Origin of the sequence: Amycolatopsis roodepoortensis, from assembly GCF_024628825.1 — a bacterium.
Lineage (GTDB): Bacteria > Actinomycetota > Actinomycetes > Mycobacteriales > Pseudonocardiaceae > Amycolatopsis > Amycolatopsis roodepoortensis.
The window spans coordinates 7184662-7201443 of the sequence record NZ_CP102415.1 but is presented as its reverse complement, the minus strand read 5'-3'; the positions used below and the strand labels follow the sequence as shown (position 1 = coordinate 7201443).

At 70.1% G+C, this 16782-nt stretch carries 17 protein-coding genes; 4 read left to right on the top strand and 13 right to left on the bottom strand.

The window, feature by feature from the left end:
- Nucleotides 1-18: 18 nt before the first annotated feature.
- The 5 genes from NQK81_RS34560 to gatC all read right to left on the bottom strand — a co-directional run bounded on the left by NQK81_RS34560 (nt 19) and on the right by gatC (nt 4768).
- On the bottom strand, nt 19-708 hold the full coding sequence (locus NQK81_RS34560; protein WP_257484804.1) for a cupin domain-containing protein: 690 nt from the start codon (nt 706-708) through the stop codon (nt 19-21).
- A 170-nt stretch (nt 709-878) separates the two neighbouring features.
- The gene (locus tag NQK81_RS34555) at nt 879-1388 is read right to left on the bottom strand and encodes a hypothetical protein (protein ID WP_257484803.1); all 510 of its coding nucleotides are present in this window, start codon (nt 1386-1388) and stop codon (nt 879-881) included.
- Complete coding sequence (gene gatB / locus NQK81_RS34550; RefSeq protein WP_126734503.1) at nt 1381-2886, bottom strand: Asp-tRNA(Asn)/Glu-tRNA(Gln) amidotransferase subunit GatB; 1506 nt, start codon at nt 2884-2886, stop codon at nt 1381-1383. The genes NQK81_RS34555 and gatB overlap by 8 nt, the downstream gene beginning before the upstream one ends.
- Nucleotides 2883-4457: an Asp-tRNA(Asn)/Glu-tRNA(Gln) amidotransferase subunit GatA gene (gene gatA / locus NQK81_RS34545; protein ID WP_257484802.1), complete on the bottom strand. Its 1575-nt coding sequence runs from the start codon at nt 4455-4457 to the stop codon at nt 2883-2885. Before gatA ends, gatB begins: the two co-directional genes overlap by 4 nt.
- 11 nt (nt 4458-4468) lie before the next feature.
- The gene (gene gatC / locus NQK81_RS34540) at nt 4469-4768 is read right to left on the bottom strand and encodes an Asp-tRNA(Asn)/Glu-tRNA(Gln) amidotransferase subunit GatC (protein ID WP_005162012.1); all 300 of its coding nucleotides are present in this window, start codon (nt 4766-4768) and stop codon (nt 4469-4471) included.
- A 244-nt stretch (nt 4769-5012) separates the two neighbouring features.
- On the opposite strand from gatC, the gene NQK81_RS34535 reads away from it, so the two are divergent.
- Nucleotides 5013-5666 carry an ACT domain-containing protein gene (locus NQK81_RS34535; RefSeq protein WP_126734505.1) on the top strand — a complete coding sequence of 218 codons (654 nt, stop codon included), beginning with the start codon at nt 5013-5015 and terminating at the stop codon, nt 5664-5666.
- A gap of 151 nt (nt 5667-5817) precedes the next feature.
- On the opposite strand, the gene NQK81_RS34530 is transcribed toward NQK81_RS34535, so the two are convergent.
- From NQK81_RS34530 to NQK81_RS34510, 5 genes are read right to left on the bottom strand one after another with little or no spacing between them, the layout of a single operon-like run.
- Nucleotides 5818-5943 (bottom strand): hypothetical protein, encoded by a 126-nt coding sequence (locus NQK81_RS34530; protein WP_257484801.1) that lies wholly within the window; start codon nt 5941-5943, stop codon nt 5818-5820.
- Nucleotides 5943-6437 (bottom strand): GNAT family N-acetyltransferase, encoded by a 495-nt coding sequence (locus NQK81_RS34525; RefSeq protein WP_257484800.1) that lies wholly within the window; start codon nt 6435-6437, stop codon nt 5943-5945. Before NQK81_RS34525 ends, NQK81_RS34530 begins: the two co-directional genes overlap by 1 nt.
- A complete protein-coding gene (ligA, locus tag NQK81_RS34520; RefSeq protein WP_257484799.1) occupies nt 6430-8562 on the bottom strand; it encodes an NAD-dependent DNA ligase LigA in 2133 nt (710 codons plus the stop codon). The genes NQK81_RS34525 and ligA overlap by 8 nt, the downstream gene beginning before the upstream one ends.
- A gap of 10 nt (nt 8563-8572) precedes the next feature.
- Complete coding sequence (locus tag NQK81_RS34515) at nt 8573-9265, bottom strand: hypothetical protein (protein ID WP_257484798.1); 693 nt, start codon at nt 9263-9265, stop codon at nt 8573-8575.
- 22 nt (nt 9266-9287) lie between these two features.
- Nucleotides 9288-10325: a methionine synthase gene (locus NQK81_RS34510; protein WP_257484797.1), complete on the bottom strand. Its 1038-nt coding sequence runs from the start codon at nt 10323-10325 to the stop codon at nt 9288-9290.
- A gap of 120 nt (nt 10326-10445) precedes the next feature.
- On the opposite strand from NQK81_RS34510, the gene NQK81_RS34505 reads away from it, so the two are divergent.
- From NQK81_RS34505 to NQK81_RS34495, 3 genes are all read left to right on the top strand, one after another.
- On the top strand, nt 10446-11255 hold the full coding sequence (locus NQK81_RS34505) for an LURP-one-related family protein (protein WP_192743014.1): 810 nt from the start codon (nt 10446-10448) through the stop codon (nt 11253-11255).
- A 118-nt stretch (nt 11256-11373) separates the two neighbouring features.
- Nucleotides 11374-12411 carry an MBL fold metallo-hydrolase gene (locus NQK81_RS34500; RefSeq protein ID WP_257484796.1) on the top strand — a complete coding sequence of 346 codons (1038 nt, stop codon included), beginning with the start codon at nt 11374-11376 and terminating at the stop codon, nt 12409-12411.
- On the top strand, nt 12408-12851 hold the full coding sequence (locus NQK81_RS34495) for a GNAT family N-acetyltransferase (RefSeq protein WP_257484795.1): 444 nt from the start codon (nt 12408-12410) through the stop codon (nt 12849-12851). The genes NQK81_RS34500 and NQK81_RS34495 overlap by 4 nt, the downstream gene beginning before the upstream one ends.
- A 196-nt stretch (nt 12852-13047) precedes the next feature.
- On the opposite strand, the gene mnmA is transcribed toward NQK81_RS34495, so the two are convergent.
- Genes mnmA through NQK81_RS34480 form a run of 3 tightly spaced genes read right to left on the bottom strand, consistent with a single transcriptional unit; the run spans nt 13048 to nt 16769 of the window.
- Nucleotides 13048-14139, bottom strand: coding sequence for a tRNA 2-thiouridine(34) synthase MnmA (gene mnmA, locus NQK81_RS34490; protein WP_126734513.1), 1092 nt, complete (start codon nt 14137-14139; stop codon nt 13048-13050).
- Nucleotides 14140-14144: 5 nt separating this feature from the next.
- Nucleotides 14145-15341 (bottom strand): cysteine desulfurase family protein, encoded by a 1197-nt coding sequence (locus NQK81_RS34485; RefSeq protein WP_257484794.1) that lies wholly within the window; start codon nt 15339-15341, stop codon nt 14145-14147.
- A gap of 48 nt (nt 15342-15389) precedes the next feature.
- Nucleotides 15390-16769, bottom strand: a complete 1380-nt coding sequence (locus NQK81_RS34480; protein WP_257484793.1) for an MFS transporter — start codon at nt 16767-16769, stop codon at nt 15390-15392.
- Nucleotides 16770-16782 lie beyond the last annotated feature (13 nt).

The window sequence follows — 16782 nt, the reverse complement described above, 5'->3', positions numbered from 1 at the left end:
TGACCAAATGGTCACATGTCAAGGGTGGTATTCGGCCCTCCGCCCGCACATCCCATAACCGTCCTCTTTGGACGGGCTCATGACGCGGACGCCCGACCGTTCGAGATGACTCGCGTCCCCGTTCGCGAGCGCCTTCAACTGCTCACCGGTCAGCTCGGCGGCGGCCAGCGCGCCCGTCCGCCAGCGCGACGTCCACGCGCCGACCTTCGGCGCGACCAGTGCGACGGCCGCGCGATGGAAATCCCTCAGCGGACCGGGATCTCCCGCGACGAGCGCGTCCCGGATCGGCAGATAGCCCTCGACCGCGAGATCGCGGCGGCGGCGGGCCGCGTCGGCGTCCTCGGGCATCGCGGCGGCCTCCGCGTACGCGTCCGGGTCGGCGAGGAGCGGCGGCGGGAAGGTGAAGACGGCGTCACCCGCTTCGGGGAGCCCGCTGTTCTGCATGAGCACGGTGATCCGCAACCCGTCGCGCTGCACCATCCGGTGGACCGTGCCGGGCGCGAACCACGCGACGACCCCGGCTTCGAGTTCGGTCTCCCGGTAGCCGCCGACGTCGAGCGTCTGCACCGCGCCGCGTCCGCCCGTGACGACGTAGGCCTCGGTGCAGGCGAGATGCAGATGCGGACTGCCGCCGCACACGCCGTCGGCGGCCTCCCATTCGTAGGCGCACAGATGAGACAGGCCGATACCGCCGGGCAAGGGGAACACGGTGAGCTCCTCGGATGTCGTGCGTTTCCAGGTCGTGCCCGACGCGCTCGCGATCCCAGGCGCCGTCGGCGATCACCATACGACCGGACGAACCCAGTACGACTTATAAACAGAAAGCGCTTTCTTACACAACCCCACGCATTGAGAGGACTAAACGGGAAGACGGGGGCTCAGGGACGCCGGGTGCGGGTTTCCGCGCGCAGGAACCGGACGTCGAGGAACGCGACGACGACGGAGACGACAGCCGCCACCAGGCCGAGGTAGCGGCCGAGCCCGGTCCCGATCTCGATACCGGCGGCGGAGAAGATCCCGCGCTGATCGGCATCGAACTGCCAGTCGAGGGTGGTCCAGCCGAGCACCATCAGCAGCAGCGCGCCGACGGCCGCCATCAGCCACAGATGCGGCAGGCCCGCGCGGCGGACGGCGTCGACGCGGCCGAACAGCACGACGGCCAAGCCGGGCAGGAACAGGAGGAAGAGCGGGGCCCAGGCGAGAAAACCCGCGTGCCACGCGTCGCGCGTGACGTCGTCGGCGGGCAACGTCGTCAGCGCGTCTTCGATCTCCGGGCGCGAGGCGGTCAGCGTCGTCCACGGAAGGAACAAGGCCACCAGCGCGAGCAACCCGGCCGCGAGGCCGAGCCACTCACGCCAGGTGACCTTCTTCAGAGCGAGCTCAGGCACCGACTCGCTCGACGATCAGTTCGCGCACGCGTTTGGCGTCGGCCTGGCCCTTGGTGGCCTTCATGACCGCGCCGACGATCGCCCCGGCCGCGGCCACCTTGCCGCCGCGGATCTTCTCGGCGACGTCGGGCTGCGCGGCCAGCGCCTCGTCGACCGCCGCGATGAGCGCGGAGTCGTCGGAGACGACCTTCAGGCCGCGCTTCTCGACGACCTCGGACGGCGAACCCTCGCCGGCGAGCACGCCCTGCACGACCTCCTTGGCCAGCTTGTTGGTCAGCTCGCCGGCGTTGACCAGCGCGATGACCTCGGCCAGCTGCGCCGGGGTGATCGCCAGCTCGGCCAGCTCGATCTCGCGGGAGTTGGCCTCCTGCGCCAGCGTGTTGACCCACCAGCTGCGGGCCTCGTCCGGCGTCGCGCCCGCCTCGACGGTGGCGGCGACCAGATCGACCGCGCCGACGTTGAGCAGGTCGCGCAGCGCCTCGTCGGTCAGGTTCCACTCGCGCTGGATGCGCTTGCGGCGCTCCGACGGCATCTCCGGCAGCGTCTTGCGCAGCTCCTCGACCCATTCGCGCGACGGCGCGATCGGGACCAGGTCGGGCTCCGGGAAGTACCGGTAGTCCTCGGCGGTCTCCTTGGTGCGGCCCGGCGACGTGGTGCCGTCGGCCTCCTGGAAGTGCCGCGTCTCCTGCTTGATCGAACCGCCCTCGGCGAGGATCGCCGCCTGGCGGGTCATCTCGTAGCGCACGGCGCGCTCGACGCTGCGCAGCGAGTTGACGTTCTTGGTCTCGGTGCGCGTGCCGAATTCGGTCGCGTCCTTGGCCATCAGCGAGACGTTCGCGTCGCAGCGCAGGGAACCCTGGTCCATGCGGACGTCGGAGACGTCCAGCGCGCGCAGCAGATCCCGCAGGGCGCTCACGTACGCGCGGGCGACCTCGGGGGCGCGGCCGCCGGTGTGCTCGATCGGCTTGGTGACGATCTCGATCAGCGGCACGCCGGCGCGGTTGTAGTCGAGCAGCGAGTGCTCGGCGCCGTGGATGCGACCGGTGGCGCCGCCGACGTGCAGCGACTTGCCGGTGTCCTCCTCCATGTGCGCGCGCTCGATCTCCACGCGTACGACCTCGCCGTCGTCCAGCGTCACGTCGAGGTAGCCGTTGAAGGCGATCGGCTCGTCGTACTGCGAGGTCTGGAAGTTCTTCGGCATGTCCGGGTAGAAGTAGTTCTTCCGGGCGAACCGGCACCATTCCGCGATCTCGCAGTTGAGCGCGAGACCGATGCGGATCGCGCCCTCGACCGCCTTGCCGTTCACGACCGGCAGCGAACCGGGCAGGCCGAGACAGGTCGGGCACACCTTGGTGTTCGGCTCGCCGCCGAACTCGTTGGCGCAGCCGCAGAACATCTTGGTGTTCGTGTTCAGCTCGACGTGCACCTCGAGGCCCAGCACCGGGTCGAACCGCTCGATGACGTCGGCGTAGTCCATCAACTCAACCACGGCGGTCACTTCTTGCCTCCCAGCTCCGGAACTTCGTGCACCAGCGAGCCACCGTTGGCGGCGTCGCGCGCGACCTCGTAGGCGGCGCCGACGCGGTACAGCCGGTCGTCGGCCATCGCGGGGGCCATGATCTGGAGGCCGACCGGCAGGCCGTCCTCGTGCGACAGTCCACTCGGGACACTCATCGCGGCGTTGCCCGCGAGGTTCGACGGAATGGTGCAGAGGTCCGCCAGGTACATCGCCATCGGGTCGTCGACGCGCTCGCCGATCTTGAACGCGGTGGTCGGCGTGGTCGGCGAGACCAGCACGTCCACCTTTTCGTATGCGGCTTCGAAGTCGCGCGTGATGAGCGTGCGCACCTTCTGCGCCGAGCCGTAGTAGGCGTCGTAGTAACCCGAGGAAAGCGCGTACGTGCCGAGCATGATGCGGCGCTTGACCTCGGGGCCGAAACCCTTCTCGCGGGTCAGCGACATGACCTCTTCGGCGCTGTGCTCGCCGTCGTCGGACACGCGCAGGCCGTAGCGCATGGCGTCGAACCGGGCGAGGTTCGACGAGCACTCGCTCGGCGCGATCAGGTAGTACGCGGGCAGCGCGTAGGTGAAGTTCGGGCACGAGACCTCGACGACCTCGGCGCCGAGCGCGCGCAGCTGCTCGACGGCGGCCTCGAAGGACCGCAGCACGCCCGGCTGGTAGCCGTCGCCGGCGAATTCCTTGACCACGCCGACGCGGACGCCCTTGAGGTCGCCGGTCAGGCCCTGGCGGGCCGCGGCGACCACCGGCGGGACCGGCGCGTCGATCGAGGTCGAGTCCATCGGGTCGTACCCGGCGATGACCTCGTGCAGCAGCGCGGCGTCGAGCACCGTCCGCGCGCAGGGACCGGCCTGGTCGAGCGACGACGAGAAGGCGACGAGACCGTAGCGGGAGACACCGCCGTACGTCGGCTTCACGCCGACGGTGCCGGTGACCGCGCCGGGCTGGCGGATCGAGCCACCGGTGTCGGTGCCGATCGCGATCGCGGCCTCGAACGCCGCGATGGACGCCGAGGAGCCACCGCCGGAACCGCCGGGGATACGGGCGTGGTCCCACGGGTTGTGCGTCGGGCCGAACGCGGAGTTCTCCGTGGAGGAGCCCATCGCGAACTCGTCCATGTTGGTCTTGCCGAGCACCACGACACCGGCCTCGCGCAGCTTGCGCGTCACGGTGGCGTCGTACGGCGGGAGCCAGTTCTCCAGGGTCTTCGAACCGACCGTGGTCGGGATGCCCTTGGTGGTCAGCACGTCCTTGAGCGCCAGCGGGACACCGGCGAGCGCGGACTTCGGCGCGTTGCCCGCGGCGACGTCGGCGTCCACCGCGCGGGCCGCGTCGAGCGCGCCTTCGGTGTCGACGTGCAGGAACGCGTGGATGTGGTCGTCGACCTCGGCGATCCGGTCCAGGTGGGCCTGCGTGACCTCGACGGCCGAGACCTCACGGGACTGGATCTTCTCCGCCAGCTCGGCGGCGGTCAGCTTGATGAGTGCCGTGGCATGCGGGGCACCCGCACCCGGTCGGCGATCATCCGCCGCTTCGCGATTGTCGCGCATGTTCGCCTCCGTCACTGTTCTTCTCCCAGAATCCGCGGCACCCGGAAACGACCCTCTTCGCTGGCCGGCGCACCGGCCAGCGCCTGCTGCTGGGTCAGCCCCGGTCGGACCGTGTCCTCACGGAACACGTTGGTCAGAGGCACGGCGTGCGACGTGGGCGGGACGTCCTCGCCTGCGACCTCGCTCACCTTGGCCACCGAGTCCAGGATCTGGTCGAGCTGGCCTGCGAAGACGTCCAGCTCCTCTTCGGTGACGGCAAGCCTGGCCAGCTTGGCGAGGTGCGCGACCTCGTCGCGGGAAATGTTGGGCACGCGGGTGACTCCCGGGGTGTGCTGTGCGGGTTCTGTCGGAAGCTGCAAGTCTATGGTGGCGGCGTCGGCGGACTCGACTGGGTTATGCCGCGGCCTGCGCTCCCATGTCGGGTAAGGAGTGCCTGGTTCGTTATCCCGCGCCCCGGACGTCGGTCCCCATTACCTCGTCCGGTCTGTCACAATCGGCGCCCGGCGTAGCGCGTTCCACGGCGAGGCTGGGACGCCTGAGGCGAGAGGGGCGCGTGTGTCGTTCCTGATCCGGGTCCAATTACCGGACACCCCGGGGACCCTCGGCGCGGTCGCCACCGCGCTCGGCACCGTCGGCGCCGACATCCTGAGCGTGGACGTGGTCGAACGCGGCGGCGGTGTCGCCGTCGACGACCTCGTCGTCGAAATCCCGTCCGGCAGGCTGCCGGACGCGCTCATCACCGCCGCCGAAAGCGTCGACGGGGTCGAGGTCGACGCCGTCCGCCCGTACGCCGGGGTGCTGGACACCCATCGCGAGCTCGAACTGGTCGAGGAGATCGCCGCGACGCCCGCTACGGGGCTGGAGATCCTCGCCGAAGGCGTGCCACGGATCATCCGGGCGGGCTGGGCCGTCGTCGTCGAACACGCCGAGGCCGGCGCTGTCCGGCTCGCGTCGTCCAACGCCGCGCCCGAGACGCCGATCACCGACCTGCCGTGGCTGCCGCTGGAACGCGCCACCATCCTCGACGCCGAGGAGGCCTGGGTGCCGGAGACGTGGAAGGAACTGGGGACCGAACTCGCGGCGACGCCGCTGGGGAAGCCCGGGAAGGCGCTGCTGGTCGCCCGTCCGGGCGGGCCGAACTTCCGGGCGGCGGAGGTGGCGCGTTTGGCGCACTTCGCGGGGATCGTCGCCGTCGTGCTGGACAGCTGACCTTCGAGTTTCGCTCACTGGATGTCATGAAAGGGCCGTTCAGAACATTTTCGGCCTGAACGGCCCCTCTTTCATGACATCCGCGAAGGGGTCAGCTCACGAGTCGAAGATCGCCTCGGCGCAAGCGCGGGACAGCTTCGCTCAGTCAGCGTTACTCGCGGGACTCGAGCCACTTGCGGTCCGGGGGATCATCGCGCATCTCGCCCAGGTCCGCTTCCCAGCCCGCCCCTTCCAGCGCGAGGATGTCGGCGGTGGTGATCGCCGTCGCCGAATTCATCAAAGCTTCAGACCGTAGGCGATCAGGGTGATCCCGGGATGCGGCTCCCAGTCCCGCTCGGGCAGCCGCACGAAGCCGAGCCGCTCGTAGAGCCGGTGCGCCCGCTCCATCGTGACCAGGCTGCACAGCACCACCCTCGCCACGCCGAGTTCCCGCGCCCGCGCGATGACCGACCTGGTCAGCGCCTCGCCGATGCCGCGTCCGGTCGCCGAGGGCAGCACGCCCAGCATCCGGAACTCCAGTTCGCCCTCGTGGGACAGCTCGGCGAACTCGGTGCCCGGCAGGGCGATGGTGACCGTGCCGACGAGCGTGCCGTCCGAGTCCACCGCGACCAGGAGTTCGGCCAGCTCCGCCCGCTTGGCGGCGTCGACGAGCTCCGCGGCGTAGCCGACGCCGTCGACCAGGCTTCGCTCCGCGGAGTACGCGGCCAGCGTGAGCTCCCCGACCGCCGTGAGCTCCTCGGGGCGGGCGGGCCGGATCTCCAGGTCACTCACCGGCGCCCTCCTCGGTCGGCAGCGCGAGCTCGGCCGCGGCCTCGGGGCCGCTTTCGAGCAGCACGCGGAAGCCGTTCTCGTCGAGCACCGGCACCTTCAGCTGGACGGCCTTGTCGTACTTCGTGCCCGGAGCGTCCCCGACGACGACGAACGCCGTCTTCTTCGACACCGAACCGGCCGCCTTCCCGCCGCGGGCCATGATGTATTCCTTGGCCTCGTCGCGGGAGTAGTCGTTCAGCGAACCGGTGACGACGATGGACAGGCCTTCGAGGTTGCGCGGGATGGACTCGTCGCGCTCCTCCTCCATCCGGACGCCCGCCGCGCGCCACTTCTCGACGATCTCGCGATGCCAGTCGACCTCGAACCACTCCTTCGCCGCGCGGGCGATGGTCGGGCCGACGCCGTCGACGCTGGAGAGCTCCTCCTCCGAGGCGTTCTCGATCCGTTCCAGCGAACCGAATTCCCGTGCGAGCGCCTGCGCCGCCGTCGGGCCGACATGCCGGATCGACAGGCCGACGATGACCTTCCACAGTGGACGGTCCTTCACCGTCTCCAGGTTGTCCAGCAGCTTGCGCCCGTTGGCCGACAGCTCCCCAGCCTTGGTGCGGAACAGCTCGACCTGGAGCAGTTTTTCCTCGTCCAGATCGAAGATGTCTCCCTCGTCGTGCACGACACCGGCGTCCAGGATCGCGACCGCGGCCTCGTAACCGAGCACCTCGATGTCGAACGCGCCCCGGCCGCCGAGATGGAACAGCCGCTCACGCAGCTGCGCCGGGCAGGACCGCGAATTCGGGCAACGGATGTCGATGTCGCCCTCCTTCTGGTACGCCAGCTCGGTGTCGCAGTTGGGGCAGCGCAACGGCATCACGAACTCGCGCTCCTCACCGGTGCGCGCGTCGGCGACCGGGCCGAGCACCTCGGGGATGACGTCGCCCGCCTTGCGGATGACGACCTTGTCCCCGATCAGCACGCCCTTGCGTTTGACCTCTTCCTGGTTGTGCAGCGTCGCCATCGCCACCGTGGACCCGGCCACCTTCACCGGCTCCATCACCGCGAACGGAGTGACCCGCCCGGTGCGGCCGACGTTGACCTGGATGTCCAGCAGGGTCGTGATCGCCTCTTCCGGCGGGTACTTGTACGCGATCGCCCAGCGCGGAGCCCGCGATGTCGTGCCGAGACGGCGTTGCAGCGCGACCTCGTCGACCTTGATGACGACGCCGTCGATCTCGTGCTCGGCGTCGTGGCGGTGCTCGCCCCAGTATTCGATGTGGTCCAGCAGTTCCTTGCCCGAACCGAGCACCTTGCTGTGCGGCGAGACCGGCAGGCCCCACGCGGCGAGCGCGTCGTACGCCTCGGACTGCCGCTTCGGTTCGAAGCCCTCGCGTTTGCCGAGACCGTGGCAGATCAGCCGGAGGTTGCGGGACTTCGTGATCTTGGGGTCCTTCTGCCGCAACGACCCGGCCGCGGTGTTGCGCGGGTTCGCGTACGGATCCCTGCCCGCCTCGACCATCTTCGCGTTCAGCGCCAGGAAGTCCTCGACGCGGAAGTACACCTCACCGCGGACCTCGACCAGCGCGGGCACCGGGAACTCGTCCGTCCCGGTAAGCCGCTCGGGCACCTGCTCCAGCGTGCGGACGTTGAGCGTGACGTCCTCGCCGGTGCGGCCGTCGCCCCTGGTCAGCGCGCGGGTGAGGCGGCCGTTCTCGTACAGCAGGTTGATCGCGAGCCCGTCGATCTTCAGCTCGGCGAGGTACTTCGTCGCGCCGATCTCCTTCTGGACGCGCTCGACCCAGGCCTCGAACTCGCCGGTGTCGAAGACGTTGTCCAGGCTGAGCATGCGCTCGAGATGGTCGTGCGCGACGAACTCGGTGGAGAACGTGCCGCCGACGTTCTGCGTCGGCGACTCCGGCGTCACCAGCCCCGGGTGCTCGTCCTCGATGGCCTGGAGCTCGTTGAGCAGCTCGTCGAACTGGCCGTCGGACACGATCGGTGAATCCAGCACGTAGTACCGGAACTGGTGACCGCGGATCTCCTCCGCCAGTTCGGCATGCCTTTCACGGACGTCGGCGGGCACGTCCGTGACGTCCTGTGCGGGCTCGGGGTTTTCGGGAAGTTCGCTGCTCACGGGGGTAACCCTAGTCGGGGGTACCGACATTTCCGGACAGCCCGCCGACGATTTCGCGTAGTTCCAGCAGGGTCAGCTGCCCGTCCTGGGCCTCGGTCACCAGCTCGACCTTCCCGAGGCGTTCGGCCGCTACCCGCTCACCCAGCGTGGCGTCCAGCGGCAGGAAGGTCATGGTCGTCCGGGTCTCCGGCGCGAGCTCGTCGATCAGCGGATGGAACACGGTCACGTCCACCCGACCGGCCGATTCGTCCACCTTCGCGGTCACCCGCACGTCGGCGAGCGCGATCCGGGTCTCGCCGAGGTTGACGGTGACCTCACTCGGATCGGGGACCGGCGGCACCGAGTCGTGGTACTCCCAGATGGCGTCCTCCGGCGGCGCCGCGGCCTTCCACGCGTCGGTGTACGGGCGCAGTTCCGGATCCTCCTGGCCGGTCAGCACCAGCGAGTAGATCGCCCGGTGCCCACGATCGAGGGAAAAGTGCAGCCGGGGGTGCAGCGCCTCGACGATGGTGCAGAGGTCGTGTTCCACCCGATGCGGTTCACGATCGCCGAGCGCGGCACTGACCTCGGGCAGGAGCGCGAACCAGGCCTCCCAGAACTTCTCCGCCGCGGCGGCCGCGTCCTCGGGGACCGGCTGCTCCGGCCAGGCGGTGCGGGGGTCGGGAACGTCCTCGGTCTTGCGGGAGCGGCGGAACAAACGCATGACGGGCACGCTACCGCGCCGCTCACCAGCCTTCAGGCGGTTCGGTGAAAGCCTTGCCGGCCTCCCGGCTGAGGGTGAGCGCGCGGCGCATCCAGTCGGGGGTGGCGCCCGCCAGACCGCACGCCGGGGTCGGCACGACCCGTTCGGCGAGGATCTCGCGGCGGAAGCCCAGCCGGTCGACGAGTTTGAACACGGGCGTGACCACGTCGCGCAGCTCCACCGGGACACCGGGGTCGGTCGTGGGGACGAGGCCGAGCATCAGCGTCGTGCCGGAATCCAGCGCCTCGCCGATCTCGTCCAGCTGCGCGGGCGAAGCGCCCTTCAGCAGGGTGAAATCGAAGGCGATCGCCTGCGCCCCCGCCGCGCGCAGCAACGGGATCGGCGGCTTTTCGGCGCAACAGTGGACCGCGACCGGCTGGCCGGTGACGCGTTCCGCCCCGGAGATCACCGTCGACAGCAGCTCGCGCGCCTCCGGGGCGGGCACGGCGGGAACGGTGCCGTAGCCGGACGCCGTCGGGAGGTCGCCGGCGAGGACCGCGGGCAGCGACGGTTCGTCGAACTGGATCACCACCGGCGCGCCGATCCGCGACTTCAGTTCCGCGACGTGCTCCGCCAGTCCGTCGAGCAGCGAGGCGGCGAAATCGCGCAGCGCGCCCTTGTCGGTGAGGATCCGGTGCCCGCGCGGGAGCTCGACGTTCGCGGCGAGCGTCCACGGCCCGGCGACCTGGATCTTGAAGGCGGGCGGCGCGGCGCCCGCCTTCTCCCGCGCCTCCTGGACGGCGTCGAGGTCCCAGTTCATCAGGTCGACGGCGCGGCGGTGGTCGTGCCCCGGTCGGGCGGCGACCCGGTAACCGCTCGGCACCACCTCGACCGCGAGATCGACCAGCAGCGCCGCCGTCCGGCCGATCATGTCGGCACCGACGCCACGGGCGGGAAGTTCGGGCATACAGGGGAATTCGGGCAGTTCGCCGAACACGATCGAAGCGGCCTCGACCGGATCGGTGCCGGGAAGGGAACCGATCGCGGTGGCCGCGCCAGGGGGCCAAGGTCGTTCGTTCACACCCGGATTCTCCCCTTGGTCCGAGTGTGCGGGGAGGCGGGGCACGGGAGGACACGGACATTCGACGCAATTGCCGTCGACGAGCCCGAGACGGCACTGAGCGCATTACGCTGACCTGCCATGACGAGCTCTCCACAGCCCGCCGGCTGGTATCCCGACCAGCAGAACCCCCGGGTGTACCGGTGGTGGGACGGGCAGGCCTGGACCGCGAACACGCGGCCGTCGCACGACGCCGAGATGATCGAGCTGGACGTCGAAGGCGCGCACGATCCCGCCAAGATCCGGGCGCAGGCGGCGAGGGGCACCCAAGGCCGCGGCGGCGGTGCCGTCGGCGGCGGGACGCTGTTCTCCGAACCCGTGCTGGTGGTCAACCAGCGCGCGAAACTCATCGAGATGGCCAACGAGTTCGGGGTGTTCGACCAGAACGGCAACCGCCTCGGCGGCGTCGTCCAGGTCGGGCAGAGCACGCTGAAGAAGGCCATCCGGCTGCTCACGAACTACGACCAGTTCCTGACCCACCGCTTCGAGATCCGCGACGCGAACCACAGCACCGTGCTGAAGGTGACGAGGCCGGCGAAGGTGTTCAAATCCCGGTTCCTGGTGACGAAGGCCGACGACTCCCCGATCGGCGAGATCGTGCAGGAGAACGTCTTCGGCAAGATCCGGCTGGGGTTCGTGGTCGACGGGCGGAAGGTCGGCGGGATCTTCGCGGAGAACTGGCGGGCGTGGAACTTCGCGATCAAGGACGAGGCGGACGTCGAGATCGCGCGGATCACGAAGACCTGGGGCGGTTTCGTGAAGGCCGCGTTCACCACCGCCGACAACTACGTCGTCGAGATCCACCGGCCGCTGCGGGATCCGCTGGCTTCGATGGTGGTGGCCTCGGCGCTGACCATCGACACCGCGCTGAAGCAGGACGACAAGGGCTGAGCTGTCTCCCGCGAGTGACCGGGGTCTCACACTCCTGAAGTGGACACCCGGCTTCCGGCGGCACAAAGTGGAGTGACTGAGGCGGCACGCTGGAGTGCGTCCGGGACGGAGGGTCACCATGGAGCCGTTGCCCGAAGACGGCGAACGGGACTGGGCCGAGCCAGGCGTCTACACGGTCACGCCCGGGGTCCACCGGATCCCGCTTCCCCTGCCGCACGACGCGTTGCGCGCGGTCAACGTCTACGTCGTCACCGACGGGACCCGCCTGGTCCTCGTGGATTCGGGGTGGGCGCTGGAGCCGGCCCGCGAGCGGCTCGCGCGCGGGTTGAAGGCGCTCGGCGCCGATCTCGGCGACATCGACGAATTCCTGATCACCCACGTGCACCGCGATCACTACACCCTCGCCGTCGAACTGCGCCGCGAATTCGGCGGCACGCTCGGGCTCGGGAAACGGGAGGAGCCGTCGCTGGTCCGCTCCGGCGATCCGGACCGCTTCCCGATGGAGGCGCAGGTCAGCCTGCTCGAACGCTGCGGCGCGGGGCCGGTCGTGGAGGAACTCGCCAAGGCCTTCGGCGGTGTCCGGCACACCGAGGCACATCTGTGGGAACAGCCCGACGAGTGGCTCGTCCCCGGCAAACGCCCGATCGTGCCCGGCCGCGAATTCGACATCGTGCACACGCCCGGCCACACGGACGGGCATGTCGTCTTCGTCGACGACGAAGCCGGGCTGGTGTTCTCCGGCGACCACGTGCTGCCGCACATCACGCCGTCCATCGGCTTCCAGCCGGTGCCCACGGAGCTGCCGCTGAGCGACTACCTCGACTCCCTGCGCCTGGTTCGCGAGATGCCGGACCGGCGCATGCTCCCCGCGCACGGGCCGGTCACCGGCAGCGTCCACGCCCGCGTCGACGAACTGCTGGAGCACCACCGGGACCGGCTCGAAGTCATGGGCGCCGAGATCACCGCGGACGTCACGACCGCGTACGAGGTCGCGCTGCGGCTGGGCTGGACGCGAAGGCAGCGCAAGCTTCCCGACATGGACCCGTTCAACCAGATGCTCGCCGTGCTCGAGACCGGCTCGCATCTGGATCTGCTGGTGGCCCAAGGGAAACTCACCGCGGCCGAGACCGACGGGGTGCGACACTACGCCTCATGATCATCCGTGAAGCGCGACGGGAAGACGTCGCGGCGATCGTCGGGATGCTCGCCGACGACCAGATCGGCAGCACCCGGGACTCCGCCGAAGACCTGGCGCCGTACCTGGCGGCCTTCGAGCAGATCGACGCCGATCCGGCGCACCTGCTGATCGTCGCCGACGACGACGGGGAGGCCGTCGGCACGCTCCAGTTGTCGATCATCCCCGGCCTGGCGAGGAAAGGCGCGCTGCGCGGGCAGATCGAGGCCGTGCGGGTGCGGACGAGCCATCGCGGCTCCGGCCTCGGTGGCGAGCTGATGCGGTGGGCGATCGACGAATCGCGGCGGCGGGGCTGCGCCCTCGTCCAGCTGACGTCGGACGTGAAACGCGAGGACGCGCACCGGTTCTACGAACGCCTCGGTTTCGAGGCCACGCACACCGGCTTCAAGCTGAAGTTCTAGTCCCCCGCCGCATTTGGTCCTCTCGATGCGGCGGCCGGCGGTATGGCACCCCACCGTGTCGCGAAAGTGGCTTTCGCGACACGCCTTCGAGCGGGATATCGAGGGGCCATGAGCACGCGCCCACAGCATTTCGTCCTCTGGATGCGGTAGTTGCACGCGCAAGGAACGCATCCAGAGGACGAAATGCGGGACGGGGCTAGCGAGTCCCCGAGATCTTCGCGCTGCCGAGCACGAGGTCGCCTTCGGCGGCATCGGTGCGGTACAACACGACGACCTGCCCCGGAGCGACGCCGCGCAGCGGCTCGCGCAGCTGGATGGTCACCGAGTCACCGGAAGCCTCCGCGACGGCCTCGACGATCCCGCCGTGCGCGCGCACCTGGACGACGCATTCGGTCGGGCCGTCCAGCGGCCGCTCGCTCGGCCAGATCGGGCGGTCCGCCTCGATCACGTTCACGCCGAGATCCCGCGCGGAACCGACCTTCACCGTGCCCGAAACCGGCTCCAGCGAGAGCACGTAGCGCGGCCGCCCGTCCGGCGCCGGCGCCTCGATGCCGAGCCCCTTGCGCTGCCCGACGGTGAAGCCGTGCACGCCGGTGTGCTCGCCGAGCACGGCGCCGGTCTCGGCGTCGACGAGCTGCCCGGGACGCTGGCCGAGCCGCTTCTCCAGGAAGCTCTTCGTGTCCCCGTCCGGGATGAAGCAGATGTCGTGGCTGTCCGGCTTCTTCGCCACCGAAAGACCACGGCTCGCGGCCTCGGCGCGCACGTCGGTCTTCCACGAGTCGCCCAGCGGGAACAGCGAATGCCGCAGCTGCTCCGGAGTGAGCGAGGCCAGCACGTACGACTGGTCCTTGCCCGTGTCGACGCTGCGCCGCAGCTCCGGCACACCGTCCACAAGGGACAGACGGGCGTAGTGCCCGGTGGCGACGGCGTCGAAGCCGAGCGCCATCGCCTTGTCCAGCAGCGCCTCGAACTTGATCTTCTCGTTGCAGGTGACGCACGGGTTCGGCGTCCGGCCCGCGGCGTACTCACCGACGAAGGTCTCGATGACCTCCTCGGTGAACCGCTCGGCGAAGTCCCAGATGTAGAAAGGGATGCCGAGGATGTCGGCCGCGCGCCGCGCGTCGCCGGAGTCCTCGATCGTGCAGCAGCCGCGGGATCCGGTGCGCAGCGTGCCGGGCTTCGCCGACAGCGCCAGGTGCACGCCGACGACCTCGTGCCCGGCGTCCACGGCGCGCGCGGCGGCCACCGCCGAGTCCACTCCCCCGCTCATCGCGGCCAGTACGCGCATCTTCCTCACACCTCTTGCTTCTGCGTCTGCTTGCGCATTCCGGCGAGCCCCGCCTGCCTCGCCCTGTCGACGACGCCCGCGATCTCCCTCGAAACCGCTTCAACGTCTTCCGGTGCCGAGGTATGCCCGAACGAGAACCGCAGCGACCCGCGCGCGGCCGCGGGTTCGGCACCCATGGCCAGCAGCACGTGGCTCGGCTGCGCGACACCCGCCGTGCACGCCGAACCGGTGGAACATTCGATGCCCTTGGCGTCCAGGAGCATCAACAGGCTGTCACCCGCGCAACCGGGGAAGGTGAAGTGGGCGTGCGTGGGCAGCCGATCGCCCTCGCCGCCGTTGAGCACCACGTCCGCCACCTCGCGCCGGACGGCCTCGATCAGGTCGTCCCGCAGCTCGGCGACGCGTTTGGCGTACTCCTCGCGGCCGTCGACCGCGACCTTCACCGCCGTCGCGAACGCGATCACCGCGGGGACGTCGAGCGTGCCCGAACGCACGGCGCGCTCCTGGCCGCCGCCGTGCAGGACCGGCACGCACGCGGTGTCGCGGCCGAGCAGCAGCGCGCCGACGCCGTACGGGCCGCCCAGCTTGTGCGCGGTGAGGGTCAGCGCCGCGGCGCCGCTTTCGGTGAAGTCGACCGGTACCGCGCCGACGGCCTGGACGGCGTCGGTGTGCAGCGGGATCTCGTGCCCGGCGCAGACGGCGGCGAGCTCGGCGACCGGGTTGATCGTGCCGACCTCGTTGTTCGCCCACATCACGGTGGCCAGCGCGACCGTCTCGGGGCTGTCGCCGATCGCGGTGCGCAGCGACTCGGGGGTGACCCGGCCCGCCTGGTCGACCTCGACCCAGGTGATCTCGGCGCCCGCGTGCTGCTCCAGCCATTCGACGGACTCGAGGACGGCGTGGTGCTCGACGGTGCTGCACAGCACCCTGTTCCGCTTCGGGTCCTCGCCGTTGCGGGCCCAGAAGATGCCCTTGACCGCGAGGTTGTCGCTCTCCGTGCCACCGGCGGTGAAGATCACCTCGGACGGCCGGGCGCCCAGCGCCTCCGCGATCACCTCGCGGGCTTCTTCGACCCGGCGGCGCGCCCGGCGTCCCGACGAATGCAGCGCGGAGGCGTTGCCCACTGTGGACAGCGCCTCGGACATCGCCGCTACGGCTTCGGGCAACATCGGGGTGGTCGCCGCGTGGTCGAGATAGGTCATCGCTACACCAGGGTAGCCCGCTCCGGGGCGTGACCAAGCCCACCCTGGTCAGCGGGTGGCGGCGCTCATATCCGACGGCCACCGGCCGGTCAGCCGCACCCCCAGCAACGCGATGCCGGTCAGCACCACCGAAAGCACCAGGATCGCCACCGAAGGCTCCTTCGCCGACGCCAGCGAAGCGAGCAGGACACCGCCCAAACCGATGGTCAGAGCCGATCCGACCCAGTCGCCGAGCTGCAGCGCCGACGTGTTGAACCCGCGCTCGGCCTCCGGCGAGTAGCGGAGCAGCAGTACCGAGATCGCGGGCATCGCGATCCCCATCCCGGAGCCGCCGACGGCCGACGCCACGAACGCCATCCAGCCGGGGAACGAGGGCAGCGGGACGAAGACGAAGATCGCCAGACCGGCCGCGACCAGCGCGAACCCGGTCCGCAGCGACGCTTCGCGCGACCAGTCGAGCATGCGGCCCTGGAGCATCGACCCCGCCGACCAGCCCAGCGCGGTCACCGTCAGCGGCAGCCCGGCCAGCGCGGGGCTGTAGCCGTGGACCTCGGTCATCGTGAGCGGCAGATAGGCCTCCATCCCGGCGTACGCGCCCGCGATCAGCGCGCGCGAAGCGATCACTGTCGGCAACCCCGGGCGCGACGTCAGCGTCCCGGCGGGCAGGAGTTTGCGGAGCGCGTACGCGAGCGCGGCCAGGCCGGCGCCGCCGTAGGCCAGCGCCGCGAGGGACGGATGCTGCGCCGCCCAGGTGAGCGCGGCGACACCGAGGGCGGCGATCACCGCGGGCACGACGCCCGCCCGCCTGGCGGATTCGCCGGGTACGTGGGACGGCAGCTTGCGCGTGACGACGACCAGCAGCGCGAGCCCGATCCCGGTGAGCGGGATCAGCCCGAGGAACACCCAGCGCCAGCCGACGCTCACGGTCACCACGCCCGCGATCGAAGGACCGATCACCGCCGGCAGCACCCACGCGGCGGCGTTGGCGGCGTAGATCACCGGGCGTTCGCGGTCGCTGAAGGTGAGCGCGATCAGCAGCGACACCGAGACCAGCAGGAGGCCGGAACCGAAGCCCTGCAATCCCCTGCCGAGCAGGAGCAGCGGCATGTCGTGCGCGAGTCCCGCGACGAGCAGCCCGGCGGCGAACAACGCGGTACCGGCGAGCAGCGCGGGCGCCGGGCCCTTGCGGTCGCCGAGGCGTCCGGAAAGGACGGTCGCGACCACGCTGGCGACCAGGAACGTGGTGAACGGCCAGGCGTACAGCGCGAGGCCGTCGAGATCGGCCACCATCGTCGGCATCGCGGTGGCGACGCCCATGCTCTCGAACGCGATGAGCGTGACCATGAGCAGCAGTCCGATGGTGGTCACGCGGTGTTCAGGTGTCCAGAGCACACCCTTCGGCTTGGCCTCGTCCCCAGTGATCGTCATACGACGAGCCTGC

Coding starts and splice junctions, on each gene's coding strand:
- gatA (WP_257484802.1), bottom strand. CDS start 4,457: ATGCGCGACAATCGCGAAGCGGCGGATGATCGCCGACCGGGTGCGGGT.
- NQK81_RS34530 (WP_257484801.1), bottom strand. CDS start 5,943: ATGAATTCGGCGACGGCGATCACCACCGCCGACATCCTCGCGCTGGAA.
- NQK81_RS34515 (WP_257484798.1), bottom strand. CDS start 9,265: ATGCGTTTGTTCCGCCGCTCCCGCAAGACCGAGGACGTTCCCGACCCC.
- NQK81_RS34505 (WP_192743014.1), top strand. CDS start 10,446: ATGACGAGCTCTCCACAGCCCGCCGGCTGGTATCCCGACCAGCAGAAC.
- NQK81_RS34500 (WP_257484796.1), top strand. CDS start 11,374: ATGGAGCCGTTGCCCGAAGACGGCGAACGGGACTGGGCCGAGCCAGGC.
- NQK81_RS34495 (WP_257484795.1), top strand. CDS start 12,408: ATGATCATCCGTGAAGCGCGACGGGAAGACGTCGCGGCGATCGTCGGG.
- mnmA (WP_126734513.1), bottom strand. CDS start 14,139: ATGCGCGTACTGGCCGCGATGAGCGGGGGAGTGGACTCGGCGGTGGCC.
- NQK81_RS34485 (WP_257484794.1), bottom strand. CDS start 15,341: ATGACCTATCTCGACCACGCGGCGACCACCCCGATGTTGCCCGAAGCC.
- NQK81_RS34480 (WP_257484793.1), bottom strand. CDS start 16,769: ATGACGATCACTGGGGACGAGGCCAAGCCGAAGGGTGTGCTCTGGACA.